This is a genomic window from Curtobacterium sp. MCBA15_004, assembly GCF_001865055.2.
GTDB lineage: Bacteria > Actinomycetota > Actinomycetes > Actinomycetales > Microbacteriaceae > Curtobacterium.
This window is the reverse complement of sequence record NZ_CP126266.1, coordinates 1,687,980-1,713,194: the sequence shown is the minus strand read 5'-3', so window position 1 is coordinate 1,713,194 and position 25,215 is coordinate 1,687,980. Positions and strand designations below refer to the sequence as shown.

The window sequence follows — 25,215 nt, the reverse complement described above, 5'->3', positions numbered from 1 at the left end:
GTGGCCTCGGTTCTTCCTGTGGAGCTCCAGTCCGAGCCGTCGGCGGACCCAGTACTGCTGCGATCGCCCGCCGGGCACGAGGAGACCGCCGTCCTCGGCTCCGCGAGCGCCTCTGCTGGATCGCCGACGAGCCTCACCGTCTGCGGCGCGGTCCCGTTCGTGTCGAGCGGAGGACTGGGGCTGTGGACCGGACGCCGTGACGGCCCCCGGGTGCGCCGCCGCTCCGCCTCTCGGAGCTTCGACCACTCGCGCTGGAGACGCCACGCTGCATCCCGGGCCCGGTCACGGGCGGTCGCTTCCGTCACGTCGTCCAGCGCGGCGTACGCGTTGAGGAGGTCACGCTGCGCCAGAGCGCCGCTCCGTCGCACCCCGGTGGCCGGGAACGAGCGGAAGGACGATCCGGTGGCGGCGAGCATCGAGGTGTTCCCGGTCCGCCGGCCGTCCGACAGGAAGAACCAGTCGTCCCACTTCTCGACTCGGAAGCGCGTGTCCTCGTCCAGCGGGATCCGGCATGTGCAGAGCCAGCTCCGCACGAGGACCGAGCCCGGGCCGCGGACACCGGTCGAACCGAGCCGCTCACGGCCGCGGATGAGGATCGTGGGCGTGGTTCGGATCGGCGGTGAACGCGCGCTCGTAGATGTCGTAGACGACCGCGGCCTTCGCGTCGTTGTACCGCACCGCTCCGCTCGCGCGCACTGCGCTCGCCTTCGCCTCGGCGTAGGTCGCTCGGTCCTCGGGGTGGGCCCGCAACCACTCCACGAACAGCCGGTGCCGTCGGGGCTCCACTGCGTCCGGCTGCCACACGTGCAGGTTGGTGTTGGGTTCGCCGAGGGTGAGCTGGCGGTGCGGATCTCCCGCGATGGCGTCGCGGAAGACCAGACGGAACCCGACCGCTTCGAGCTTCGGCAACCAGGCTTGCTCGTCGAGCACGTCAGGCACGAGCAGGTCGACGTCGATGACGGGCTTGGCCACCATCCCCGGCACGGCGGTGGAGCCGACGTGCAGGACGGTGCGGTCCGACCCGAGTGTGCTCGCGACGAGGTCGCGCACACGGGCGAACGATGCTTCCCACCGTCGGTCGTAGGCCTGCGGCGGACCGGGTTCGGTCTGTCGGAACGCCACGCGCTGGGACTGACGGGCGGCGTTGCTTCCGATGGCGATCGGGCGCCAGAGGGGATGTGTGGCCACCGTCACATCATGTCTCCTCGACCGGTCTCAGGAACCGATCGTCGATCGGGCAGCGTCGTCAGGACGAGCTCCGTCCCCCTCGGCGCGGCCCAGGAGAACACCGGCGCGACCTGCCCGGCCTCGACGATCGACACGACACAGACCACCAGTGCCACAGCGGCCAGTGCGATGGAGACACGTGCCCACGGGCGCGAGACCGCTCGAGCAACAACGAGACGATCGTAGCGACGGATGGCCGTCGATCGTCCCGTTCCGCCCGCGGATCTGCTGACGGCGCGGCAGCGGTGTTCGCGCTGAGGCCCCCTGAGCTGAGGCGCCCACGTGTCGGGAGCCGATCGACCGGTGCCCCGCCGCGCGGTCAGTAGCCCCGGCGGTGGAGCGCTCGGAAGACGAACACCCAGGCGATCAGGAGCAACAGCCCGACGGTGCCGACCCACCGCTCGGCTGTCCCGCCGTCGAACACCGCCCAGAAGCAGACCAGGGCCGACAGGCCGGTCCCGACAGCGATGGGGATGCGCCAGACCGTCGTCCAGGTCCTCGTGGCGGGTCGGTCCGACTCATCCGGGTTGGTCATGACGCGAGCGTACGGGTCTGTCACGGCATCCCGACAGCGGATCCGCTCCGGGGATGGGCCGGCGTTCATCCGAAGAGGACGACGCCTTGGAAGAGCCCGCCCACGAACGACACGCTGCCAGCAGCACCCAATGCGGACGGTCTCGGGTCCGAGGCATCGCAGCGGCGGATGGTCGCTGACCGACCGCGTCCAGCACGAGGCCTGACCGTCCGGTCATCGGTCGGTCATCGGAACGGCTCCGAGGTCGGCTCGACCGTGTCCAGCACGATGCGCACCGCCTGTCTCGCTGCGTCGGGAACGAGCCCCTCCTCGTCGAGTGACGTTGCCGCGACCCAGCTCGGCTCGTACTCGTTGCGCGCCGAAGCTCGGCGCAGTTCGGGTCCGCCGAGCGACACCGCCGTGGACGTCACCCGTACCGCGAAGTACACGGCAGGTGTCTGCTGGTCGACGGGGACGTCGAGCAGATCGCCCACGTCGCCGTCGAGCCCGGTCTCCTCGAGGAGCTCACGTCGGCACGCCTCGCGCAGGTCCTCACCCGCTTCGACGCCGCCTCCCGGCAGCACGCAGTAGCTCCGGCCGTCCCTGCGCCGTTTCACCACGAGCACCCGCTCGTCGAGCGTGACGACTGCCACCGACCGGATACGCACGACGACAGTGCACCATGCGCGGCCGCGATCCGCGAGACGCCTCGACGGCAGATCGGCTCCGGCGACAGCGCGTCGAGCAAGGATCTCGGACCAGACGTGCACCGGAACGCTCGAGGAGTGGCATGCTCCGGCTGTGACGAACGGCGAACAGCTCTTCGCGCCGGAGGTGCGCGGCACGTTCTACCGGGCCGTCGACCCGCGCTTCCGCCGGTCCGCGATCGCCGGCTCCCGCGCGGCGGGACGGTACTCGCGGGCGGACCAGCCGACGCTGTACCTCAGCTCGTCCGTCGAGGGCGTGGAGGCAGCGCTGATCGCCCATCCCGGAACGCGGTCGGCCGACCCGGTGGTCCTCGAGGTCGACGTCGTGGCCTCCCGGATCATCGACCTCCGCGACGGGTCCGCCCGCGAGGCAGCCGGCATCGACCTCGGCGATGCGACCGCGCCGTGGCAGCAGGTCGTCGCCGACGGCGGTGTCCCGACTTCGTGGCTCGTGCGTGACCGCCTGACCGAGCTCGGCGCGACCGGCCTGATCGACCCGTCGCGCAAGCACCCCGGGCTCTGGCACCTGGTGTTGCTCCGGTGGAACGAGGACGACGCGCCCAAGGTCCACGTCCGAGGTGCAGCGGCGGACTGACGGCCCCCGTCGGTCCCGGCGAGATCTGCGGACGACGGCGACGGCGCCGCCAGCCGATCGGGCACCGGGGCGAGCAGCTGCCCCGGACGCTCGCACCGCGCGCGGCCGGGGCGTCCGTCCGCGCGCTAGCTGTAGTTCCTCGGGACGTTGTGAACGGGTGACGTAGAAGAAGACCTCCGGGACGATGTGGGTTACCACACCAACACGTCGCACCGGAGGTCTTCGTGACTCACGCTAACGCCCCGTTCACCCCGACCGGCAGGGAACGTCTTGCTCGGCTGATTGTCGAAGATGGTTGGCCCGTTCGTCGCGCTGCGGAACGGTTCCAGTGCTCGCCCGCGACTGCTGCCAGATGGGCGGCCCGATACCGGGCTGGAACCTCGATGCAAGATCGGTCATCACGACCGTTGACCAGTCCGAAACGACTGCCCACACGGCTGGAGCGCCGCATCATCGCGTTGCGCGTGACAAGGCGTTGGGGTCCGCACCGGATCGCGTTTCACCTGCACCTGGCGCGCTCAACCGTCGGTCGAGTCCTGACACGGTTTCGGATGCCGTTACTGCGCAACATTGACCAAGCAACAGGGCTGCCCGTCCGCCGGCCGATACCGGTCCGATACGAGAAGGCCCGGCCAGGTGAGCTGGTCCACGTCGACATCAAAAAACAAGGCCGTATCCCGGACGGTGGCGGGTGGCGTTTCCATGGCCGCGGGTCTGCGCAGGACCGATCAGCGGGGTCCGCTCGCGATCGTGCTGCCCGAGGTGGTGCGCGTGGTTCTCGCGGGTTCAGGTTCCTCCACCACGCCGTCGATGACCACTCCCGATTGGCGTATTCAGAGGTCCTCGATGACGAACGCGGGACCACCGCTGCCGGGTTTTGGGAGCGCGCGAACACGTTCTTCGCCGCTGCTGGGATCCGGGTCGAGGCGGTCATGACGGACAACGGCGCCTGCTACCGGTCCCGGGACTTCGCCGCCGCGCTCGGTCAGGCGAAGCACCGCTTCACCCGCCCCTACCGGCCACAGACCAACGGCAAGGTCGAGCGGTTCAACCGGACCCTCGCAGCCGAGTGGGCCTACGCCTGCCACTACGAAAGTGATGCAGCCAGAACCGCGACTTACGCGGACTGGCTGCATCACTACAATCACCACCGACCACACACCGGCCTCGGCGGCCAAACCCCATCAGATCGCGTTCACAACCTCACGGGGAACTACAGCTAGCGCTTGAGGTTCGTCAGCTCCTGCAGCACCTCGTCCGAGGTGGTGATGATGCGCGCGTTCGCCTGGAACCCACGCTGCGCCACGATCAGGTTCGTGAACTCCTGCGACAGGTCGACGTTCGACATCTCGAGCGTGCCCGAAGCGAGCTGTCCGACGCCGGGCTCCCCCGGTGCGCCGACGGTGGCCTGGCCGGAGTTCGCGGTCGCCCGGTAGCCCGAGGCTCCGGTCTTCTCGAGCCCGGCGGGGTTCGCGAACGTGGCGAGGGCGATGCGGCCGATCGCGAGCGAGGCGCCGTTCGAGAACGTGCCGACGAGCGTGCCGTCCTTCGCGATCGAGTACCCCTGGAGCGCACCCGCGGCGGCACCGTTCTGCGACGAGATCGAGGACGTGTCGAGCGCGGCGAAACCGGTGAGCTGGGTCAGGTCGACCGCGATGTCGCCGACCTGCATCGAACCGCCGCCGGTGAGCTTGCCGTTGCCGTCGAAGGTGACCGCGCCCTGGACAGCGGTACCGCCGTCGATCTGGCCGCTGACGTTCCAGCCGGCGTCCGACCGCGCGAAGGTGAGCTTGAGGACGTGCTTCTGGCCCGCCGCGTCGTACACGGTCGACTCACGGACGCGCTGCCCGTTGACCGCGGTCTCCGACGGCAGGTTGCCGGTCATCGCCGCGGTCGTGGTGCTGACGGCGGGAGCGGCGGCCTCGAGCGGGAGGCGGATGTCGCCGAGCTGCCCGCCCTGGTTCACGACGCCGTTCGTCGCCGGGTAGCCCTGCACGATCTTGCCGTCGGCGCTCACGAGCCGACCGTCGGCGTCGAAGTCGAACGCACCCGCACGCGAGTAGACGGTGTCGCCGCCGAGGCGGGTGACGAAGAAGCCGTCGCCCGAGATCATCAGGTCGGTGGCCTTCCCGGTCGCCTGCGCCGAGCCCTGCGCGAAGTTCGTGGACACACCGGCGACCTGCACGCCGAGGCCGATCTGGGCGGGGTTCGTGCCGCCGATGCCGGTCTGCGGTCCGCCGGCGCCCTGGGTCATCTGCGACAGGGTGTCCTGGAAGACGGTGGACGACGACTTGAAGCCGACGGTGTTCACGTTGGCGATGTTGTTGCCGGTGACGTCGAGCATCTGCTGGTGCGAGCGGAGGCCGGAGATCCCGGAGTAGAGCGAGCGGAGCATGGTGCGACCTTTCAGAGGAAAGAGCGAGGGAAGAACGAGGAACGAGCGAGGAAGAGCAGGGGACGAAGCAGAGAAGGGCCGAACCAGCGCCGGGCGGCGCGGACCCGTCAGGCGCCCCGGATACCGGAGATCACGTCGAGGTCGACCTCCTTCCCACCCACGGTGACGGTCGGCACGCTCGCCGCGTAGGACACCGCGGTCGCCGTCCCGGTCACGGCCGTACCCGACGCGGCGTCGGTGTAGGTGACTTGCTTGCCGACGAGGTTCGCCGCGGCCATCCGCATCTGCAACGAGAAGCCCTCGTTCGCGGTGGTGGTCTGGTTGGTGATCTGCTCCATCATCGCGAGCTGCGTCTGCTGGCTGATCATCTGGTTCGTGTCCATCGGCGAGGACGGGTCCTGGTTCCGGAGCTGCGTGACGAGCAGCTTCATGAACACCTCGGAGTCCATAGTCTGGGACTTCTTCGTCGCGCTGTTCGCGGTCAGGGCCGCGGCCTGCGCGGCCTTGTCGACAGTGCCGGTGATGCCGTCGATGGGCATGGTGCCTCCTAGGCGAGGACGTCGAGTCCGACGCTGCGGACGGTGGACGGACGGGTGGTGACCGGCGTGGCGGCGGCGGGGCGCGCCTCCAGGCCGGTGTCGGGCCGGGCCGCGCCCGGCGCGGGCCGGTCGTCGCGGGAGCCGGGGTGGTTCTGCGAGGACAGGTCGAGGGTCGTCGCGACCCCCGCGCCGGCGTCGCGGCGCAGGTCCGGTAGGACCTGGCGGACCGCCTCGCGGCCCGCGTCCGAGGCGGCGAACAGCTCGACGTGCATGCCGTGCGCGGTGACGAGCGCGCGGACCGTCACCGGGCCGAGCGCGTCGGGCTGCACCTGCACGGTGACGACGTGCTCGCCGTGACCGGCGTGCGCGAGCGTGAAGAGCGGGCGGACGAGCTGCTGGGCGAGCGGCGCGGGTGCCGCTGCCGGCGCGGGTGCTGCCGGAGCGGCCGGCGCCGCGGCCGTCGTGGCGGGGACGACGAACGGCGTCTCGCCGCCGCGCGGGGCGGCGACGGCCGGGAGGCCCGGATCACCCTGGCCGGACGAGCGCGCGTCCGTCCCGTGGCCGGTCCGTTGGTCGGCGGTGCCGCCCGCGGGGAGGGTCGCGACGGTCGGCGCGGGCGCGGTGGTCGCGGTCGGCGCGGGCGCGGCCGTCGTGGTGCCGGCCGTCGGGCTCGGGACAGTCGTCGGCGCGGCGGCGACGGGGGTGCCCGCCGGAGCGGCGGGTGCGGCGGGTGCGGCGGGTGCGCCGGGGGTCGCGGCAGCGGGTGTCCCGGGGGTCGCGGCTGCGGGTGTCCCGGGGGTGCCGTCGGCGGAGGCTCCCGCGGCCGCGGCCGCGGCCGCGGCCGCGGGGGTTCCCGTGGTGGTCGAACCGGTCGCGACGGCGCCGGGGTCTGCGGCGGTGCCGGAGGCTCCGGCGTGCGGGCCCGGTGCAGCCGGTGTGGTCGGGCGACCGGAGCGCGCCGGAGCGGTCGTCACGGATGCGGACTCCGGGCCGGCAGTGGCAGTACCGGTTGCCGGGGTCGACGCGATGCCGGGCACCGGGAGTGCGGGCTGCGCCGACGCGGACGCCGACGCCGACGCTGCGGATGCGTCCGTCGCTGTGGCAGCCGCGGCGCGAGGCGACGCACCGACCGCGGCGGCCGGTGTGCCGAGACCAGCGGGTGCGGTGGCGGTTCCTGCCGCGGGCCCCGCCGTCGTCGGCGTCGTCGCTGCCGCCGACAGCGCCGCCGACGGTGCCGACACGGGCTGTGCCGTCACGGCCGAGGCGGACGGCGTGGTGGTGGCGGGGCTCGTCGAGCCGTCGTCCGTCCCGGCGCCGGTGTCCGGGCTCGTACGCTCCGTCGTCGACGTCGGCTTCGACGACGGCTTCGACGACGGCTTCGACGACGAGCCGGTCCCGCCGTCCTGGTGTCCCTCGGCCGAGCGACCGGCCCGGGCCAGCGCTGCCCCGAACGGGACGGCCGAGTCGGAGACGCCGGACGGACCGCGTGCGGCACGCTGCCCGAGCAGACCGGCACCCACCGCGGGTCCGCCGGTGGGCAGGCCGGTCGTCACGGGGCTCATGCCGCACTCCCCGAGCGCATCATCGACAGCAGGGCCGCCGTCTGCAGGTCCGCCGAGCCGGCACCGCCGACCGCGCGCGCAGCCGGGGTCGCCGCGCTCGCCGCCGGGGCGTCCGACGGCACGATGCGGCGGATGGTCGCGATGTCCGAGTCCTTGTACCAGTTGTCCACGATGCGGACGTCCTTCCCGGGTCGTGGCGCGTGCAGCACCTTGCCGTCGCCGAGGTAGATGACGATGTGCTGCTCGCCCTTCGGCACGATCAGGTCGCCGGGCTTCGCGTCCTTCAGCGAGCCGACCGGCACGCCCATGTCGGCCTGGTCCGGGACGACGCGCGGCATCGTGACGCCGAGGTCCTTGAACACCGTCTGCACGAGTCCCGAGCAGTCCATGCCCGACCGGGTCGTGCCGCCGAACACGTACGGCACGCCGAGGTACTTCTTCGCGTCGGCGACCACGTCGGCACCGGTTGCTCCGCTGCCGGTGGCGATCGAGCCGCGCCCGGCGTCGACCGACGTCGCGGGCGACGCCGCCCCGGCGTCCGCAGCGGCCGCCGTCCCGGACGCCGTGCCCGTGGCGGTCGCGAGGGCGTCGGCGAACGCGGTGGAGGACGCGGCGGAACCGGCGGTGCTCGCGGCGCCACCCGTCGGGGCGCCCACGTCGGCGCGCAGGGCGTCGATCCGCGACCGGATCTCGTCGATGCGGGAGAGCACGGCGTCGACGCTCATCGGGCACCACCTTCCGTGCGGCTCCGCGCCGCGATCTCGTCGAGGGCGGCCTGCTCGGTGCGCAGGTCGGCGGCCGTCTCCTCGCGGTCGTGCTGGTCCTCGAGCTTCTCGAGTCCGAGCGCGGCCCGGCGGGCGGCGTTGTACGCGGTCTGGGCGGCGTCGGCGTCCGCGCGTCGGGTCTTCGCGACGGCGTCGAACTCCTCGAGCATCCCGCGCGTCGAGGCCCGGGCAGCGGCGACCGCGCTCAGGGTGGCGGCGTCGCGGACGACCGTCGAGCCCTCGGCGTCGGCCAGGGTGCGGCGCGCGGCGAACCGGGCGTCGGCGGCGTCGCGCACCCGGTCGTTCGCGGCGGCGAGCTCGGCCGCGGCGCGGTCCTGCTCGGCGTGCCGCAGCCGCAGGAGCCCGGCCAGGGGGAAGCGGCGGGCCATCAGCGCACCCCTCCCGCCGGGACGAGCGTCGCGACGAGGCGGTCGAGCGCGTGCCACGACGCCTCGGCCGTCGCGCGCTCGTCCATGCCCTGCTGCAGGAACGCGTCGATCGCGCCCTGGTGGTCCACCGCGGCGTCGACGAGCGGGTTCGTGCCGCGCTGGTACGCGCCGACGTCGAGCAGGTCCTGCGCGTTCCGCCGTGCGGCCATCACGGTGCGCAGGGTCGTCGCCGCGGCACGCTGCCCGGGGGACGTGACCTTCGACGCGACGCGCGACACCGAACCGAGCGCGTCGACGGACGGGAAGTGTCCGGTGACCGCGAGCTTCCGGTCGAGCACGACGTGGCCGTCCAGGATGCTCCGGGCGCTGTCGGCGATCGGCTCGTTGTGGTCGTCGCCGTCAACGAGCACCGTGTACAGACCCGTGATGCTGCCGACACGGTCGGTGCCGGCACGTTCGAGCAGCCCGGCGAGCACCGAGAACGTCGACGGCGGGTAGCCCCGGGTGGCCGGCGGCTCCCCCACCGACAGCCCGATCTCGCGCTGGGCCATCGCCACGCGGGTCAGGGAGTCCATCATGAGCACGACGTCCTGGCCGGCGTCGCGGAACGACTCGGCGATCCGGGTCGCGACGAACGCGGCCCGGAGGCGCATGAGCGCGGGCTCGTCCGAGGTGGACACGACGACGATCGAGCGGGCGAGGCCCTCGGGTCCGAGGTCGTCCTCCAGGAACTCCCGCACCTCGCGCCCGCGTTCGCCGACGAGCGCGATGACGTTGACGGCAGCGTCGCTCCCCCGCGCGACCATCGACAGCAACGAGGACTTGCCGACGCCGGAGCCGGCGAACAGGCCCATGCGCTGCCCGCGGCCGACCGTGGTCAGGGTGTCGAGCACGCGGACGCCGAGCTGTATCGGGGTGTCGATCCGGGTGCGGGCCATCGCGTTCGGCGTGGCGTGGTCGAGCGGCACCCAGGCGTCGGCGGCGAGCGGTCCGCGGCCGTCGATCGGTCGCCCGAGCCCGTCGAGCACCCGGCCGAACAGCCCGGTGCCGGTCGGCACGAGCACGGGACGCCCGGTCGGTCGCGCCGGGGTCCCCGCGGTCACGCCGACGAGCCGCCCGAGGGGCATGCAGCGCACCCCGTCCGCGTCGGTCGCGACGACCTCGACGGCGGTCTGCGGGCCGCCCTCGGTGCCCACGGTCACGACGTCGCCGATCCGGGCGTCGAGTCCCGCGACGGTCAGGCCGAGCCCGACCGCGCTCGTCACGGTGCCGACGCGCTGCGGTGCCGCCGCGGCGAGGGCGTCGTCGAGGCCACGCGGGCGCAGCAGGGTCGCGGTCACCGGGACGTCTCCGTCGGGGCGGCGGCCGGTCGGGCCGGCGCGCCGAGCGCCGAGCGGGCCCGGTCGAGCGCGGCGTCGATCCGCGCGTCGAGCAGACCGTGCGGCAGGTCGACGACGGCGTCGCCGTCGCGCAGCGCCGGGTCACCGACCACCGGGACCGGCAGGTCCAGGTCCGCGACGCGGGCGGCGTCGGCAGGGCTCACGCGGATGGCCAGTGCGATCGTGCGGTCGACCGAGGCGAGCGCACGTCGGACCGTCGCCTCCGCGCCGGTGGTGGGTCGCGCCTCCCGGCCGGACTGCCGGGTCGCGTCGGACGCGCCCAGCTCCTCCTGACGGGAGGCGCGGACCACGTCCCCGACGACGGCCTCGGCCAGCTCCAGCGCGGCCGCGACGACCGACTCCTCGGCGTCGGCGAGGACGGGTGCGACGTGCGACAGGAGCGCGTTCGTCGCGGCGTCGAGCACCTGGACCCGGCGCGCGGTGTCGGCCTGCAGGGCCGCGAGCCGGGCGGCGTGCTCGGCCTCGAGCCGGGCGCGCAGTGCGTCGGTGTCGGCCTGCGCCGCGCGCAGTCCGGCCGTGTAGCCGGCCGCGTGGCCGCGGACGTCTGCGGCGGCGGACCGGTCGCGGGTCGCGGTGCCGCCGAGGGCGGGGAACGCGATGCGCTGGACGACGGGGTCAGTCAACGAGCTCGTCCTCCTCGGCGCGGTGCACCGTGATGACGCCCTGCGCCTCGAGTTCGCGCACGGAGCGGACGACCTCGGCGCGGGCCTCCTCGACCTGCGAGACGCGGACCGGGCCCATGGCCTGCAGCTCGTCGTCGAGCAGCGAGCGGTTGCGCTCCGACACGTTCGCGCGGATCGTCTCGACGACGGGGCCGGGCGCGCCCTTCATCGCGGTCGCGAGGAGCTTCGAGTCGATGCCGCGCAGCACCTGCTGGATGTCGCGGGACTCGAGCTTGACGATGTCGGCGAAGGTGAGCATGCGGGAGCGGATGTCCTCGGCGAGCTCGGGGTCGCGCGCCTCGAGGCCCTCGAGCACGGCCTTCTCGGTCGCGACGTCGGCACGGTTGATGATGTCGACGAGGGGCGCGATGCCCCCGACGACCTCGATGCTCTCGCGCGGGGACACGACGGCCCCGGCGCGCTGCCGGAGGACCCCGGCGACGATGCCGACCGCCTCGGGCGTGGCGCTGCCCATAGTGGCGAAGGCCTGCGCCACGTCGGTGCGGGCGCGCTCGTCGACCCCGGCGAGCACGGCGCTCGCCTGCGCGGGCTTGAGGTGGGCGAGCACGAGGGCGATGGTCTGCGGCAGTTCGCCCTCGAGCAGCGAGACGACCTGGCCGGGCTCGGCGTCGTCGAGGAACTCGAAGGACTGTCCGGCCAGGTTCGAGGCCAGGCGGTCCATCACGCCCGCCGCGCGCTCGGAGCCGAACGAGGCCTCGAGGAGCCCGAGCGCCGCGTCCTTGCCGCCGCGCTTCTGCACCCGACCGCGCTGGGTCATCCGGTGGAACTCGGTCATCGTGCGGTCCACCACGGCGTCGTCGACGCGGCGCATCCGGACGATCTCGGCGGAGATCTCCTCGGCCTCGAGCTCGGTGAACTGCTTCATCACCTCGGCGGCGCGCTCGGTCTCCATCTGCATGAGGATGAGCGCGACCTTCTGCGCGCCGCTCAGCGCGCGGTCGGCCGTTCCCCCGGCTGCGGGGGCCGGGACGAGCGCGCTCACACCGGCGCCCGGTCGTCGAGGAGACCGCGCAGGAGGTCCGCGGTGCGCTTCGGGTCGCGCTCGGCCAGCGCGGCGATGTCCTGCCGGCGGCGCTCGGCGCTGATCTCGTCCGTGGTGAGCACCTCGGTCGGGGCGTCGTCGTGCGGGATCGCGGGCAGGGCGACCGTCGGGGCGTCCCCGGCACCGAGCGGGGTGCGCTCGGCGTCGTCGAGGGCCAGCGGCAGCTCGAAGGTCTCCCCGGCGAAGGCGTCGAGCTCGCCGACGTCCACCGCCTCGCGCTCCTGGCGACGGCCGCGGCGTGCGAGCACGATCGCGAGCACGATGGCCGCCGCGATCACGGCGAGGACGATGCCGGCGGTGCGGATCGCCGACCACGTGCTGGCCTGCTGGTCGGCCTGCTCCTGCTCCTTCAGCGCCTTCGCGGCGTCGTCGGCGGCACTGCGGTCGAAGTCCATCATCGCGACGCGGACCTGGTCGCCCCGGACGTTGTCCACCCCGGCCGCCGCGGCGACGAGGTCGTTGATGCTCTGCAGGTTGGCGTTCTTCACGGCGTCGGCGCGGGAGTTCAGCGCGACCGAGATGGTCTGCCGCTGGACCCCGCCGGCCGGGATCTGCGTGGTCTCGGTGGTGTGGTCGACGGCGTTGTTCTTCGTCGCCGACTCGTTCTTGTAGCCGCCGTCGCCGTTCGCGCCCGTGCCGTTCGGGACGGCGATGTTGTCCGGCCCGAGGACGCCCGTCGCACCGGCGCCGCCGGCACCGGAGCCCGCGCCGTACTGCTCGGTCGTGCTCGACTCGTTCAGCGCGATCGGACCCGTCGTCGGGTTCGTGTAGCTCTCCTGCGTCCGGGTGCCGGACTGCTGGTTCATCGTCGCGGCGACCACCACGCTGGCGTTCCCGGCGCCGAGGGTCGTGTCGAGCAGGTCCTGGATCTTCTTGCTCGTCGTCGCGTCGTAGTCGGCGGCCTGGTCCGCGCCGCTGCCGGTCGCGCCGGTGCCAACGGCGGACAGGGTCTGCCCCTTCGAGTCGACGACCGAGACGTCGGTGGGCTGCATGCCCTCGACCGCGGCGCTCGTCAGGTGCACGATCGACTGCACCTGGTCGGTGCTGAGCTGCTTGCCGTTCTGGGTCGCCACGAACACCGAGGCGGTCGGGTCCTTCTCCTCGGCGGTGAAGACGGTCTTCTTCGGGATCGCGAGCTGCACGGTGGCGGCCTTCACGCCGTCCATCGACGAGATCGTCTTCGCGAGCTCGCCCTCGATCGCCCGCTTGTAGGTGACGTCCTGCTGGAACTCGGAGCTCGTCACGCCCATCTTGTCGAGCAGCGAGTAGCCGCCCTCGTTCGACGACGGCAGGCCGTTCGACGCGGCCTTGAGCCGCTCCGAGTACACCTGCGACTGCGGCACGAGGATCGTCGCGCCACCGTCGGTGAGCTGGTACGGCACGCCGTCGGTGTTCAGCTGGTCGGTGATCGAGCTCGCGTCGGCGGCGGCGAGCCCGGTGAACAGCGGCGCGTAGGACGCCTTGCCGAGGAAGCTCGCGAGGGCGATGCCCCCGAGCACGACGGCCGCGATGCCGATGATCGCGATGGTGCGCTGCGCGGCCGAGAAGCCCTTGACGTAGGCGACCAGGCGGCCGAGCGTGTTCCGGACGGCGGTGGGCATCAGGCCTGCATCCTCATGATCTCGTTGAAGGCGTCGACGCCCTTGTTGCGGACGGCGGCGACGAGCTCGAGCGTGACCTGCGCGCGGGTGGCGGCGATCGTGGCGTCGTGGATGTCGTCGAGGTTGCCGGTCACGGCCTTGAGAGCGAGGGTCTTCGACGTGTCCTGCAGCTGCTGCAGGCCGTCGACGGCGTTCGTCATGCTCGCGCCGAAGCCGTCACCGGTCGCGCCGGTGGTCGCCGCGGTGCCAGTCGCGCCGGATGCGCCGGTCGCGCTGGAGACGTCGGTCATCGAGGGGAACGCGCGGGTCATCGCGTTGGTGGTCACACCGTTCACGGCGTCGACGGGCATCAGTTCTTCCCGATCTGCAGGGCCGCCTCGTAGGCGGTCTTCGCCCGGTCGACGACGGCGGCGTTCGCCTGGTAGCCGCGCTGGGCCATGATGAGGTCCGCCATCTGCGTCCCGAGGTCGATGTCCGGCATCCGGACGTAGCCCTCGGCGTTCGCGAGCGGGTTGTCCGGGTCGTACGTCACGCGGCCGGCGGCGCTGCCGAACGCGGCGCCCTTGACGTAGGCGCCCGACGTGCCGGCACCCTCCTGCACCTCGACGTAGCGGGCCTGGAAGGCGGAGTCGTCCATCGACCGCACGGTGTTCGCGTTCGCGATGTTGTCCGAGACCGCGTCGAGCCACTTCCGGTGCACGGTGAGGCCGGTGCTCGCGATGCCGATCGCGTCGAAGGTCGTCACGAGTTCGTCCGCATCGCCGCGCGCACGCTCGTGAGCTCGCTGTTCATCGCCTGCGTGGCGAACTGGTAGCGCAGCACCGTGTCGACGTTGGAGAGGGTCTCCTGGTCGAGGTTGACGTTGTTGCCGTTCGTGTTCGTCGGCTCGAGGCTGCGCGAGGTGGTCGCCTCGGCGTGGCCGTCACCGTGCACGATCGACTGCGCGAGGGTGTCCTCGAACCGGACCTTCTCGGCGTGGTAGTTCGGCGTGTTGATGTTCGCGATGTTGTTCGCGATGGTGCGCTGGCGCAGCGACAGGCCGTCGAGGGCACTCTGCAGCGCGACGCTCGTCACGGAATCGAACACGGGGCCGTCCTCGTGGGGCGCGACGTCCGGGGACGCCGACGGGTGGCTGTGGCCGATCCGTGGCCGAGGGGTGAGCGATCCGTGCTCGCGGGGGTCTGTCGGCCCCGGGCGGGGGTGCGTAAGCGGCTGCCCCGAACGGGGGTCGGGTGCGGGGGTGCCCGACCGTCAGGCGGACGCGTCGAGGTACACCGACCCGCGCGGCTCGCGCGTCGCGTCGACCGCCCGCAGCGCACCGAGGTGTTCCAGGGTCTGCCGCCGCTCCGCCTCGAGGGTCGCCATCCGGTCCCGCTGCGCGGCGAGCAGCCGGGAGGCGCGCCCCACCAGGTCGCGCGGCACCGGTCCCAGCCCGGTCGGCTCGGTCCACGTGGTGGTCGCCTCCGCGGTCAGGTCGCGTTCGAGCGCGTCGAGCACGGCGACCCACGCGCCGTGGTCGGCGTCGGTGGTCACCGCGCCGGTCGCGCCGTCGCGCGTGGCGTCAGGCGACACCGAGGGCCCCGCCGGTCGACGTCACCGGGGTCGCGGTGGGCAGGGCCGCGGCGGCCTCGTGCCACGACTGGCGGAGGGGCTCGAGGATCCGGATGCAGTCCCGCGTCGCCTGGACGTCCCGGTGCACGTTCGCGGTGATGAGCGAGGTCGAGGCGTAGTTGTAGATCGCGAGCAGTCCCTCGCTCCCGTCCCACACGTCGATCCGGAGCGTCGAGGACAGTTCGCCGACGATCGCCTGCGCGTGCAGGAGCTGCTCACGTGCGGCGTCCCAGTCGGCGGTGGTCTGTGCGGCCTCGGCACGGTGCAGGTCGAGCAGCAGCCGGTCGTACAGCATCGTGACGAGCTGCGCCGGCGTCGCCGACAGGACCGCCTCGTTCGTGTACTGGGCGCGGCGCTGGTCGGTGACCGTCCGCGGCTGGGCGGCCTGGCGGAAAGCGGCGGACTGGAGGTCGAAGGCGTTCATGGGTCTTCCCGTCAACTCGTCGGCGTCGAGGCGAGGTGGCTGGCGATGTAGCTCGACTGCGACTGGAGCTTGCTGAGGCTGGTCTCGAGGGCCGCGTACTGCGCCTGCAGGGTCGCGCGGCGCTGCGTCAGGCGGTCGGTCCAGCTGTCGATCTGGGTGGTGAGGTCCTTCGCGACGGACTGCTGTCCGGTGATCGACGTCGTGATGGAACCGGTGTACTTGTCCGAGGCGGACGTCGCGGCGGCGCCGACGTTGGTCGCGACGCCGGACAGGATCGCCTGCGTGCCCTCCGGGTCCGCGGCGAGGGCCTTCTGGAACGCCGCGGCGTCGAAGGTGAAGTCACCGTTCTTGGTGATGACGATGCCGATCGACGACGGCGACTTCCCGTTCACCGGGGCCGACATCGTGCTCGTCAGGCGCTGCACGGCGTCGCGGGTGGTCGCGTCGCCGGTGAGGACACCCGCCGTGGTGCTCGTGGTGCCCGTCGTCGGGCTCGTCGTGCTCGTGACCGCGGTGTTCGACCCGTAGTAGGCCGTGATCGCGTTGAGCGCGTCGACCAGACCGGACGCGACCGCCTGGGCCTTCGACGTGTCCTGCCCGATCGTCACCGTGACCGGGTCGGTCGTGGCCTGCGAGACCGTGACGTCGACGCCCGGGAGCAGGTCGGTGAAGGTGTTCGTCGCACTCGTGACCGTCTGCGCTGCGGCCGTGCCGGCCCAGAGCGTGACGGAGGCGTCGCGGGCCGCCGTGACGACGGCCGCGCCGGTCGCCGACAGCACGTTCGGCGCGGTGCCGGCCGTGACCTGGTCGCCGCTGCCCGCGAACACCTGGAAGGCTCCGGCGGCACCGGTCTTCGTCGCGGTGAACTGCAGGCGGTAGAGCTTGGTGCCGTCGGTGTCGGTGCCCGCTGCGACCTTCGTCGCGGAGACCCCGGCGCCGGCCTTGTTGATCGCGCTGACGGCGTCGTCGAGCGATCCCGAGGTCGGCGTGACGGTGGTCTGCTTGCCGTCGGACCCGACGATCGTGATCGGCGCGGCCTGGGCGTCCCACGTCGACATCGCTCGGGTGACACCGACCTGCGCCGCGGCGGTCTGCCCGACCGTGAAGCTGACGGAGCCCGCCGTCGCCGCGGCGCCGGTCGCGACCGAGACGCTCGTCGCCGAGCTCTTCGCCGTGAACACGTCGAGCGAACTCGGCTTCGCCGCGTCGGAGGCCTTGGTGGCCAGGGTCTGCACGAGACCGTTGATCGTCTGCAGCGACGACACGAACGCGTTGGTGTCGGTGAGCTTGCTCTTGAGCAGCGTCTGCGGGACCTGCTCGATCGACATGAGCGAGTTGATGAGGTCCGAGGTCTTGAGACCGCTGACCAGACCGTCGATGGCGAGGCTGCTCGCCGAGGACACGGACGACATCGAGGGCTCCCTGCCGTCGGGGTCGGGTGGTGGGAGGGTGACGCCGCCACCCGGGGGCTCGAACTCCCCCGGGTGACGGCGTCAGGGGTGCTAGCGCAGGAGCGAGAGCACGCCCTGCGTGCTCTGGTTCGCCTGCGCGAGCATCGAGGTGCCGGCCTGGCTCAGGATGTTGTCGCGCGTGTACTTGACCATCTCCTGTGCCATGTCGACGTCGGTGATGCGGGACTGCGCCGCGGTGAGGTTCTCCTTGGCCACGTTCGTCACGTTGATGGCGTGGTCGAAGCGGTTCTGGATCGCACCGAGGTTCGAACGAGCAGCCGACACGGCAGCGATCTGCGTGTCGATCAGCTTGATCGCGTCCTGCGCGTGCTGGGCGGTGTCGAACTGCACACCCACCTGCGACGTCGCGCTGGCGGTGCCGTTGGTCAGACCAGCACTCGTGGTGGTGCCGCTGACCGTCCCACCGCTGAGCGACGAGACGACGATGCCCTTGCCCGCACCGTTGTCGTCCTTGACGACCGAGACGCTGAAGTTGGCCGAGAAGTTCGCGTCCTTCGACAGTGCGTCCGCGTACTCCTGGACGCTGTCCCAGCCGGCGGTGGTGCCGCTGGCAGACGAGAGGGTCCCCGTGGTGACCGTCTTCGCGGTGGTCGAGCCATCGGCGTTCGTCTGGTTGAGCGTGAACGATGCCGTCGTGCCGAGGGTCGCCAGGGCTGCGTCGAAGGACGTGCCAGCGTTCTGCACCGATCCGGTGGTCAGCTTCGTCGCGATCGCCGCCACGTTCGCACCGGAGAGGTCGACCGAGATCTGGCTTCCCTTGTCACCGTTCGCGCCGACCTGGAACTTCAGCGAGTTGTTGCTGCCGTCGAGCAGGTTGATCCCGTTGAAGTTGGTCGACGAGGAGATACGGGTCAGTTCCTGCTGGAGCTGCCCGACCTCGGTCTTGATGGCGTCTCGCGACGTGCCGTTGTTCGAGTCGTTGCCCGCCTGGACGGCCAGGTCACGCATGCGCTGGAGGATCGAGTGGGTCTCGGTGAGCCCACCTTCAGCGGTCTGCACGACGGAGATGCCGTCCTGTGCGTTGCGGGCGGCGACCGTGAGGCCACCGACCTGCGACTTGAGTCCCTCGGAGATCGTCAGACCGGAAGCGTCGTCGGCAGCGCGGTTGATGCGGAGACCCGTCGAGAGCTTCTCGAGGGACTTCGACAGGTCGTTCTGCGTCGAGTTCAGGTTCCGGTACGTGTTGAGTGCCGAGAGGTTGGTGTTGATGGACAAACCCATGGTGGTTTCCTCCGTGAATCCTTGGGTGGTGGTGTCTGCCCGTCCATGGGCTGACACGGGTGACTCTCGGCAGGTGCGCCGAGGTCGTTAGCGCCCGACGAGATTTCCTCGTCGAGAAGTCTCGAGCGGTGCGAGCCGGAGCGAGACTCGAGCGGTGCGAGCCGCAGGCCTAGCCCGCGGCCACGGCCGTCGGCACCGCGACCTCGTGCACCGCACGCGCGACCCCGGCACTCGCGTTCGCCGCGACCCGCGCCAGGTACGCGCTCCGTCGCGCCGCCGTCGTCCGCGAGGCCGGCTCGACCGCGGTCCCGTCGCCGTAGTGCTCGGCGAGCCCGTCGCGGAGCAGCCGCATCGCCTCGGAGCGCTGCTGCGACACGGCCGAGTGCGTGATGCCGAGCTCGGCGGCGACCTCGGTCACCGTGCGGTCGCCGAAGTACACGTTCTCGACCACGTACCGCATCCGCTCGGGCAGCGCGGCGACCGCGGCCCGGAGGTAGCGGCGCTTCTCGGCTGCGAGCAGGTCCTCGCCCGGCAGCGGCTGGTCGGCGGCGAGGGTGTCGTGCACCGTCTCGTCGATCGGACCGACCGTGCGGGCGGCATCGCTCATGGCGCCGGCCGCGGTCTGCCGGTCGACACCCATCGCGTCGGCGATCTCCTGCACGCCGACGCTCCGGCCGAGTCGGGCGGACAGCGCCTCCTGCGTGGCGAGGGTCTCGCGGATCCGCTTCCGGGTGCCGCGCGACGCCCAGTCGGCGGAACGCATGTCGTCGGCGAGGGCGCCCGCGATCCGGGTGCGGGCGTACGCACCGAAGGGCACGCCGAGCTCCGGGTCGAACGCCTCGGCCGCGGCGACGAGGGCCAGCGACCCGACGGCGGCGAGGTCGTCACGGTCCAGGTGGGTGGCGCGGGAACGGACGTCGGCGACGATGTAGCCGACGAGCGGCAGGTGCTCCACGATCATCGCGTTGCGTGCGTTCCGGTCCATGTTCCATCCCCTGGTCGACCTGCGTGACTGACCCGTCCCTGGGCACGACGGACGACGGCCTGCGGAGGGCCGTGGTGTACGCCGAAGAGCCGCCCGGATCCGTCCGGGCGGTGCCCGCATCCCTGCGATGCGGTGCGGGGTCTGTCCCCCGCGTGCCGTTCGAATGTATCGGCTGTGAAACCCGTGAGCGCTGTCAGGATCGACCCCAGTGCGGGGGTGCACACGGGGTTCTCCGGTCGGCATTTCTGGGGACCCAGGGCGGGGAACGGTCGTTCTTGTCCCCCGGCGCGGGTACGGACGGGAGGCACGGTGTGCTTCCCTGACGGATTCTCGCGTCCGTCGGTGCTTACGCCGCGTCCCGCCGCGTCGATAGTCGTCGGTGTCCACCGGAAGGCGGACCGACCGACCTGAACGAACCCCGAACGACCCGTCCCCCCGGGAGGAGCTGATGAGCGTGAACGACCTGTCCGCCGTCCTCTGGCGCGAGCGTGAACTGCTCGAACTGCTCACCTTCAAGCTCGAGGAGGAGCAGCTCCTGCTCGCTGCCGGGCGCTCCCGCTGGGTGTCGCACGCCAGCCGTGAGGTCGAGCAGGTCCTCGAGCGCCTCCGCAGCACCGGCCTCGAGCGTGCCGCGTCGAGCGCCGCCGTCGCCGAGGAGTGGGGCGTGCCCTCCGAGGCACCGCTGCACGACGTCGTCGCCGCCGCACCCGCCGGCCCGTGGGGTGAGATCCTCGCCGCCCACCTCACCGCGATGATGGAGCTCACGACGCAGATCGGCGCCCTCCGCGACGAGAACGACCGCTTCCTCCGCACCGCCGCCCAGGCGACCGAGGAGACCCTCGCCGGGTCGGTCACCTCCGCGGCCACGTACGACGCCTCCGGCTCGTCGGGGGCCACCGGCTCCGACGGCGCCCGCCTGTTCGAGGGGACCCTGTAGCACCGTGGTGAGCACCTTCGGATCCCTCGCGACCGCGTACTCCGGCCTGACCGCTGCGCGCACCGGCATCGACGTCACCGGGCAGAACATCGCCAACGCCGGCACCGCCGGCTACACCCGGCAGCGGGTCACGCAGTCGTCGATCCCCACCGTCCAGACCGGCTTCGTGCACGGCACCGCGGCCCTCGCCGGTCAGGGCGTCTCGGTCGACGGCATCGCACGGCTCGGCTCCCTGACGCTGGACGCGGGGCTCCGCGTCGCGACGGGTTCCTCGACGTGGGCGACGACCCGCGCCACCGCGCTGTCCGACCTCGAGGACGGGCTGCACGAACCGGGCAAGGACGGTCTGTCCGCGAAGCTCGACGCCTTCTGGTCCTCGTGGAGCGGCCTCGCCGCCCACCCGGACGACCCCGGCGCCGCGTCCTCGGTGATCGCGTCCGCGTCGACCGTCGCCGGCGCCCTCGCCTCCGGGTCCCGCGCCGTCGACGCACAGTGGACCACCGTCCGGGCCACCGCCGCGACGCAGGTCGGCCAGCTCAACGACGCTGCCGCGCAGGTCGCCGACCTCAACGGCCGGATCCGCTCGACCCTCGCCTCCGGCGGGAGCGCGAACGAGCTGATGGACCAGCGCGACCAGCTCACCCAGCAGATCGCCGGGCTCGCCGGCGGGACCGTGCGGGCGCACGCCGACGGCACGGTCGACGTGCTCCTCGACGGCAACGCCCTCGTGCAGGGCACCGACGCCCGCACCGTGCAGCTCGCCGGTGCCGACCGCATGGCCGACGGCCGACCCGTGACCCTGCAGTGGGCCGGTGCCGAGCCGCGCGACGTCGCCCTCGGCGGCGGGTCGATCGGCGGCGCACTGTCACTGCTGGCCCCCGCGTCGTCAGGCACCGGCGGCGCCCTGGCCGAGGCCGCGGCGTCCTACGACGCGGTCGCGACCGCCCTGGCGACGACCGTCAACGCGGCACACGCCCGTGGCACGACGCCCACCGGCACCGCCGGCGCACCGTTCTTCGCCCTCGCGTCGGGCACCCCCGCCGCCCAGGGCCTGTCGGTCGTCCCCGTGGACGGGTCCGGCCTGGCGACGCGGAACGCGGCGAACCAGCTCGACGACTCGTTCGCCGACGCGCTCTCGCGACTCGGCACGGTCGCCGGAGGTGCGGACAGCACCTGGGCAGGCTTCGTGGCGGGGGTGGGCAGCGCCTCCAGGACGGCCACGTCGGAATCGACGCTGACCGGCCTCGCACTCACCAGCGCACGCACCCAGCAGCAGTCGGGTGCCGGCGTCGACCTCGACGAGGAGAACGTGAACCTGCTGAGCTACCAGCACGCGTACCAGGGCGCGGCGCGCGTCCTGACCGCGGTCGACGAGATGCTCGACACCCTCATCAACCGCGTCGGACTCGTCGGGAGGGGCTGACCGTGATCACCCGTGTGACCACCCAGATGTCGATGGCGGCCGCCGGCGAGCGGCTGCAGGCGAACGCGGCCCGCGTCGCCGAGGCGACCCAGCGCGCCACCACCCTCAAGGCGATCGCCCGCCCGTCGGACGACCCGGTCGGCACCGGCTCGGCGATGCAGGTCCGCAAGGAGCAGGCCGCCGCGGCGCAGTACGCCCGCAACGCGGACGACGCCGTCGGCTGGCTCGCGACGACCGACAGCACCCTGACCGGGGCCTACTCGGTGCTCGGCAAGGTGCGCGACCTCACCGTGCAGGCCGCGAACTCCGGCACGATGGGCACCACCGAGCGCGACGCGTTCATCACCGAGCTCCGCGGCCTGAAGACCGACCTCGAGGCCGCCGCGAACACCACGTACGGCACCCGGTCGGTGTTCGCCGGCTCCTCCACCGACGCTGCCGCGTACACGCCCGGCACCGGCTTCGCGAGCGCCACCACGGCCGTGCAGCGCCGCGTCGGCGACGGGTCCACGATCCGGGTGGACACCCCCGGCGCCGCGGCCTTCGGCTCCGGTGACACCTCGGCGTTCGCCGTGATCGACCGCATCGTGTCCGACCTGCAGGCCGGCGTGAACGTCAACCCGCGGCTGAACGACGTCGACGGCGCGATCGACGCCGTGCGCGCGACCCAGGCCGACGTCGGCGTCCGGCACGCCGCCGCGCTCACCGCCCAGGACACGCTGAAGTCGACGTCCGTGTCGCTCGAGAACCGCCGCTCGGGCATCGAGGACCTCGACCTCGCCGGCGCCGTCCTCGACCTCCAGGTGCAGCAGACCACCTACCAGGCAGCCCTCGCCGTCACCGCGAAGGTCCTGCAGCCGACCCTGATGGACTACCTCCGATGAGCATCGACCTGACCTTCCCCGTGCCCCCGTTCGGCCTGTCCCCCGCGCCGGTGTTCTCGCTCGTGCCGGTCGACGGCGTCGAGGGGCTCTTCGCGCTCACCGGCGACGACGCCCGACTGTTCGTGCTCGACGCCGCGGTGCACCTGCCCGACTACGCGCCCGAGCTGTCCGACGAGCAGGCCGCCACGATCGGGCTGACCGACCCTGCTGAGGCGATGCTGCTCGTCGTGGCGAACCCCGGCGCGGAGTCGACGACCGTCAACCTGCTCGCGCCCGTGGTGGTCAACGCCCGCACGGCCGTCGGCGCCCAGTTCATCCTCGAGGACCAGGACCTGCCGCTGCGCGCGGAGCTCGCCCGGCGCTGAGGTGCCGGGCCGGGCGGGGTCGCCCGGGCTGCGGCTCGCCGGGCTGGTGGTCGCCCGGGATGTGGGTCGCCCGGGCTGTGGGTCGCCGCTGGTGATCGACACCGCCGCTGTCGTTCGACGTCGGCAATGTCGCATCATGCGCACGCACCGGTTCCGGGCGCGAACAAGCGTCACTGCCGCTGTCGTCCGACATCGACGATGTCGCAACACGCGCACGTATGCGTCCCACCCACGAAGAAGCGTCATCACCGCTGACGTCCGACGTCGACGACGTCGCCTCCGGCACGCGCGGCGTTCCTCCACAGCCGGGAGGCGCGGCTCACCATCCACAGGTCGGCCCTCTTCCGCCAGTCCCTCGGCCCGACCGCGACAAGCTGCCGGCATGCACGAACGAGTCCTCTCAGTACCGCTCATCCGGACGAGCGGGTTCCCACCCGCGGAACGCCGCAGCCTGCAGCGCCAGGTCCGACGCGGCACCCTGGTCGCGGTGCGGCCGGGAGCGCTGGTCGACCCGGCGGACGTGGCCGGGCTGCGTCCCGAGGAGCAGCACCTGTTGCTCGTCCGGGCGACGGCACCGCGGATCGTGCCACCCCTCGTGCTGTCGGACCGGTCCGCGGCGGCTGCTCACGGGCTGCCGTTCGTCGGCCCGACGCCGGACCGTGTCGAGGTCCGCGACCCGCGACGGTCTCGGACGGAGACCACCGCGCGGCTCCGCGTCCGGCCGGCGAGGCAGCGGACGAGCACCGGCACCGACCGGTGGTCCGGGACGCCCCCGTTCCGACCGGCCGACTTCGCCGGGGTCGTCGTCGAACCACTCGTCGACGTGCTCGTCGAGGTCGCTTCCACGGAACCGCTGCTCAGCGCGCTGCCGATGATCGACGCAGCGCTGCACGATCGGCGCATCCTGCCCGAGATGCTGGTCGACGAACTGCGCTCGGCCGACTGGAAGGGGCACGCGAAGGTCGCGGCGGCGGTCGAGATGGGGTCGGCGGCGTCCGGGTCGCCGGCGGAGTCCGTGTGCCGGGTGCGGTTCCGGCAGCTCGGGCTGGCGCAGCCCGTCCAGCAACACCGCTTCGTCCGGCCCGGGCACCGCGACGCGGTCGTCGACTTCTGGTTCCCCGACCACGGGGTCGTCGTGGAGGTCGACGGACGCGCGAAGTACGAGGACGATGCGATGCTCGCCGGGCGTTCGACCGCCGAGGCGCACTGGCAGGAGAAGCAGCGTGAGGACTTCGTCCGTTCCTTCGCAGCGGTCCGTCGGGTCGTCCGGGTCACCTGGGCGGACCTGATGGACCCCGAACGACTGCGGGCGGCGTTGGTCCGGGCAGGGTTGCCGTGCCGATGAGTACCGAGCGGACATCCGGGCCGACGCCGACGCCGACGCCCGTGACCGCCCCCGCCCCCGCAGCCGGTCCCGCTCCGGCCCCCGGCGAGGGCGCACGCAGGGGGACGCTCCCGAGCGTCGCTCCCACCCGGTCCGGGTACGGTCGTCCGCATGGCTCGACAGCAGAAGAACGAGGCGATCGTGCCGATGCCGCCCGCAGCGGTCCGCGCCGGTGGCCCGGACGACCAGGACGGACGCCGCGTGCAGGAGCAGCAGACGGGCTGGGTCAAGATGCTCGACCGCGTCATCGCCGTCCAGCGGCCGGTCGTCGTCGCGCACGTGAACGCGATCCGTCGGCGCCACCCGGACGCCGACCCGCAGCAGGTCGTCCAGATCCTCGAACGGCAGTACCTGGCAGCCGTGACGACCGGCGGTGCAGCCGTCGGCGCGAGTGCGGTGATCCCGGGTGTCGGGATGGTCGCAGCCCTCGGGCTCAGCGGCGCCGAGACGGTGGGCTTCCTCGAGGCGACGGCACTGTTCGCCCAGTCGGTGACCGAGGTCCACGGCATCGCGCTCGACGACCCGGAGCGGTCGCGCACGCTCGTCATGGCGTTGATCCTCGGCTCGCCCGGGACGCAGCTCATCAAGCAGCTCGCGGGCCAGGCTGCCGGTGGTCAGGCACGGACGGCCTTCTGGGGCGAGATGGTCACCTCGACGCTGCCGAAGCAGGTCGTGAACGGCATCGGCGGCAAGGTGCGCGACCAGTTCATCAAGCGTTTCGCCGCACGTCAGGGAGCATCGGTCCTCGGCCGTGCACTCCCCTTCGGGATCGGCGCAGCGGTGGGTGGCCTCGGCAACCACGCCCTGGGGCGGAAGGTGATCCAGGCGTCGCGCGAGGGGTTCGGCCTGCCGCCGCGCCACTTCACCATCGTGCTCGACGCGAACCCGGTGTCGGACCGCAAGGCGAAGAAGGCGCTCGACGGCGGGAAGGCCTCGGAACCGAAGCAGCGCGGACGCTCGCGGCGCCGCGGTCGGGACCAGGACGAGGACCTCTGGGGCGACACCCCGGACCGGGACGATCCCGCCCTGCGCTGACCCCGGCGGTCGGGGGCGTCAGCGACGCGCAGCCTCGACCACCCCGACCCGGTGGT

General features: G+C 72.5%; 28 protein-coding genes. 8 read left to right on the top strand and 20 right to left on the bottom strand.

Annotated elements, in window-relative coordinates; translation table 11 throughout:
- Positions 1-576 precede the first annotated feature (576 nt).
- The 3 genes from QOL16_RS08070 to QOL16_RS08060 all read right to left on the bottom strand — a co-directional run bounded on the left by QOL16_RS08070 (position 577) and on the right by QOL16_RS08060 (position 2,409).
- Entirely contained in the window at positions 577-1,188 is a 612-nt protein-coding gene (locus QOL16_RS08070; RefSeq protein WP_175473145.1) for a GrpB family protein, read from the bottom strand.
- A 358-nt stretch (positions 1,189-1,546) separates the two neighbouring features.
- On the bottom strand, positions 1,547-1,762 hold the full coding sequence (locus QOL16_RS08065; protein ID WP_065964506.1) for a hypothetical protein: 216 nt from the start codon (positions 1,760-1,762) through the stop codon (positions 1,547-1,549).
- A gap of 224 nt (positions 1,763-1,986) precedes the next feature.
- Positions 1,987-2,409 (bottom strand): NUDIX domain-containing protein, encoded by a 423-nt coding sequence (locus QOL16_RS08060; protein ID WP_065964505.1) that lies wholly within the window; start codon positions 2,407-2,409, stop codon positions 1,987-1,989.
- Between the two features lie 133 nt (positions 2,410-2,542).
- Between QOL16_RS08060 and QOL16_RS08055 the strand changes: the two genes are divergently transcribed.
- On the top strand, positions 2,543-3,043 hold the full coding sequence (locus QOL16_RS08055; RefSeq protein ID WP_071285377.1) for an RES family NAD+ phosphorylase: 501 nt from the start codon (positions 2,543-2,545) through the stop codon (positions 3,041-3,043).
- A gap of 224 nt (positions 3,044-3,267) precedes the next feature.
- The gene (locus tag QOL16_RS08050; RefSeq protein ID WP_305411566.1) at positions 3,268-4,266 is read left to right on the top strand and encodes an IS481 family transposase; all 999 of its coding nucleotides are present in this window, start codon (positions 3,268-3,270) and stop codon (positions 4,264-4,266) included.
- Here the strand turns inward: QOL16_RS08050 and QOL16_RS08045 are convergent.
- The 17 genes from QOL16_RS08045 to QOL16_RS07965 all read right to left on the bottom strand — a co-directional run bounded on the left by QOL16_RS08045 (position 4,263) and on the right by QOL16_RS07965 (position 19,131).
- Positions 4,263-5,438, bottom strand: coding sequence for a flagellar hook protein FlgE (locus tag QOL16_RS08045; RefSeq protein ID WP_071284945.1), 1,176 nt, complete (start codon positions 5,436-5,438; stop codon positions 4,263-4,265). The genes QOL16_RS08050 and QOL16_RS08045 overlap by 4 nt on opposite strands.
- 107 nt (positions 5,439-5,545) lie before the next feature.
- Positions 5,546-5,977 (bottom strand): flagellar hook assembly protein FlgD, encoded by a 432-nt coding sequence (locus tag QOL16_RS08040; RefSeq protein WP_071246899.1) that lies wholly within the window; start codon positions 5,975-5,977, stop codon positions 5,546-5,548.
- A gap of 8 nt (positions 5,978-5,985) precedes the next feature.
- On the bottom strand, positions 5,986-7,539 hold the full coding sequence (locus tag QOL16_RS08035; protein WP_139266453.1) for a flagellar hook-length control protein FliK: 1,554 nt from the start codon (positions 7,537-7,539) through the stop codon (positions 5,986-5,988).
- Positions 7,536-8,264: a C40 family peptidase gene (locus QOL16_RS08030; protein ID WP_071284943.1), complete on the bottom strand. Its 729-nt coding sequence runs from the start codon at positions 8,262-8,264 to the stop codon at positions 7,536-7,538. Before QOL16_RS08030 ends, QOL16_RS08035 begins: the two co-directional genes overlap by 4 nt.
- On the bottom strand, positions 8,261-8,692 hold the full coding sequence (locus QOL16_RS08025) for a flagellar FliJ family protein (RefSeq protein WP_071284942.1): 432 nt from the start codon (positions 8,690-8,692) through the stop codon (positions 8,261-8,263). The genes QOL16_RS08030 and QOL16_RS08025 overlap by 4 nt, the downstream gene beginning before the upstream one ends.
- Positions 8,692-10,032 (bottom strand): FliI/YscN family ATPase, encoded by a 1,341-nt coding sequence (locus QOL16_RS08020; protein WP_065964837.1) that lies wholly within the window; start codon positions 10,030-10,032, stop codon positions 8,692-8,694. Before QOL16_RS08020 ends, QOL16_RS08025 begins: the two co-directional genes overlap by 1 nt.
- Complete coding sequence (locus QOL16_RS08015; RefSeq protein ID WP_065964839.1) at positions 10,029-10,715, bottom strand: hypothetical protein; 687 nt, start codon at positions 10,713-10,715, stop codon at positions 10,029-10,031. Before QOL16_RS08015 ends, QOL16_RS08020 begins: the two co-directional genes overlap by 4 nt.
- Entirely contained in the window at positions 10,708-11,757 is a 1,050-nt protein-coding gene (gene fliG / locus QOL16_RS08010) for a flagellar motor switch protein FliG (protein ID WP_083230421.1), read from the bottom strand. The genes QOL16_RS08015 and fliG overlap by 8 nt, the downstream gene beginning before the upstream one ends.
- On the bottom strand, positions 11,754-13,418 hold the full coding sequence (gene fliF, locus QOL16_RS08005) for a flagellar basal-body MS-ring/collar protein FliF (protein WP_071284941.1): 1,665 nt from the start codon (positions 13,416-13,418) through the stop codon (positions 11,754-11,756). Before fliF ends, fliG begins: the two co-directional genes overlap by 4 nt.
- Positions 13,418-13,768 (bottom strand): flagellar hook-basal body complex protein FliE, encoded by a 351-nt coding sequence (gene fliE / locus QOL16_RS08000; RefSeq protein WP_071284940.1) that lies wholly within the window; start codon positions 13,766-13,768, stop codon positions 13,418-13,420. Before fliE ends, fliF begins: the two co-directional genes overlap by 1 nt.
- A complete protein-coding gene (locus QOL16_RS07995; protein ID WP_065964843.1) occupies positions 13,768-14,163 on the bottom strand; it encodes a flagellar basal body rod protein FlgC in 396 nt (131 codons plus the stop codon). Before QOL16_RS07995 ends, fliE begins: the two co-directional genes overlap by 1 nt.
- Positions 14,160-14,504 carry a flagellar basal body protein gene (locus QOL16_RS07990; RefSeq protein WP_065964845.1) on the bottom strand — a complete coding sequence of 115 codons (345 nt, stop codon included), beginning with the start codon at positions 14,502-14,504 and terminating at the stop codon, positions 14,160-14,162. The genes QOL16_RS07995 and QOL16_RS07990 overlap by 4 nt, the downstream gene beginning before the upstream one ends.
- Before the next feature lie 165 nt (positions 14,505-14,669).
- Positions 14,670-14,990: a hypothetical protein gene (locus QOL16_RS07985; RefSeq protein WP_071284939.1), complete on the bottom strand. Its 321-nt coding sequence runs from the start codon at positions 14,988-14,990 to the stop codon at positions 14,670-14,672.
- Positions 14,980-15,453, bottom strand: a complete 474-nt coding sequence (gene fliS, locus QOL16_RS07980; RefSeq protein WP_083395081.1) for a flagellar export chaperone FliS — start codon at positions 15,451-15,453, stop codon at positions 14,980-14,982. The genes QOL16_RS07985 and fliS overlap by 11 nt, the downstream gene beginning before the upstream one ends.
- 11 nt (positions 15,454-15,464) lie before the next feature.
- The gene (fliD, locus tag QOL16_RS07975) at positions 15,465-16,865 is read right to left on the bottom strand and encodes a flagellar filament capping protein FliD (protein WP_071246885.1); all 1,401 of its coding nucleotides are present in this window, start codon (positions 16,863-16,865) and stop codon (positions 15,465-15,467) included.
- Positions 16,866-16,955: 90 nt separating this feature from the next.
- Positions 16,956-18,146, bottom strand: a complete 1,191-nt coding sequence (locus QOL16_RS07970) for a flagellin (RefSeq protein WP_071246884.1) — start codon at positions 18,144-18,146, stop codon at positions 16,956-16,958.
- Positions 18,147-18,315: 169 nt separating this feature from the next.
- Positions 18,316-19,131, bottom strand: a complete 816-nt coding sequence (locus QOL16_RS07965; protein WP_065963886.1) for a sigma-70 family RNA polymerase sigma factor — start codon at positions 19,129-19,131, stop codon at positions 18,316-18,318.
- 448 nt (positions 19,132-19,579) lie between these two features.
- Between QOL16_RS07965 and QOL16_RS07960 the strand changes: the two genes are divergently transcribed.
- The 6 genes from QOL16_RS07960 (at position 19,580) to QOL16_RS07935 (ending at position 25,159) form a co-directional block, all read left to right on the top strand.
- Positions 19,580-20,068 carry a flagellar protein FlgN gene (locus QOL16_RS07960; RefSeq protein WP_071284938.1) on the top strand — a complete coding sequence of 163 codons (489 nt, stop codon included), beginning with the start codon at positions 19,580-19,582 and terminating at the stop codon, positions 20,066-20,068.
- 7 nt (positions 20,069-20,075) lie between these two features.
- Positions 20,076-21,491, top strand: coding sequence for a flagellar hook-associated protein FlgK (flgK, locus tag QOL16_RS07955; protein ID WP_071284948.1), 1,416 nt, complete (start codon positions 20,076-20,078; stop codon positions 21,489-21,491).
- 2 nt (positions 21,492-21,493) lie between these two features.
- On the top strand, positions 21,494-22,375 hold the full coding sequence (locus tag QOL16_RS07950) for a flagellin (protein ID WP_065963893.1): 882 nt from the start codon (positions 21,494-21,496) through the stop codon (positions 22,373-22,375).
- Positions 22,372-22,740, top strand: coding sequence for a flagellar assembly protein FliW (fliW, locus tag QOL16_RS07945; protein WP_065963896.1), 369 nt, complete (start codon positions 22,372-22,374; stop codon positions 22,738-22,740). Before QOL16_RS07950 ends, fliW begins: the two co-directional genes overlap by 4 nt.
- A 382-nt stretch (positions 22,741-23,122) precedes the next feature.
- On the top strand, positions 23,123-24,085 hold the full coding sequence (locus QOL16_RS07940; protein ID WP_071246881.1) for a hypothetical protein: 963 nt from the start codon (positions 23,123-23,125) through the stop codon (positions 24,083-24,085).
- Positions 24,086-24,235: 150 nt separating this feature from the next.
- On the top strand, positions 24,236-25,159 hold the full coding sequence (locus QOL16_RS07935) for a hypothetical protein (protein ID WP_175473110.1): 924 nt from the start codon (positions 24,236-24,238) through the stop codon (positions 25,157-25,159).
- Positions 25,160-25,215: the final 56 nt, after the last annotated feature.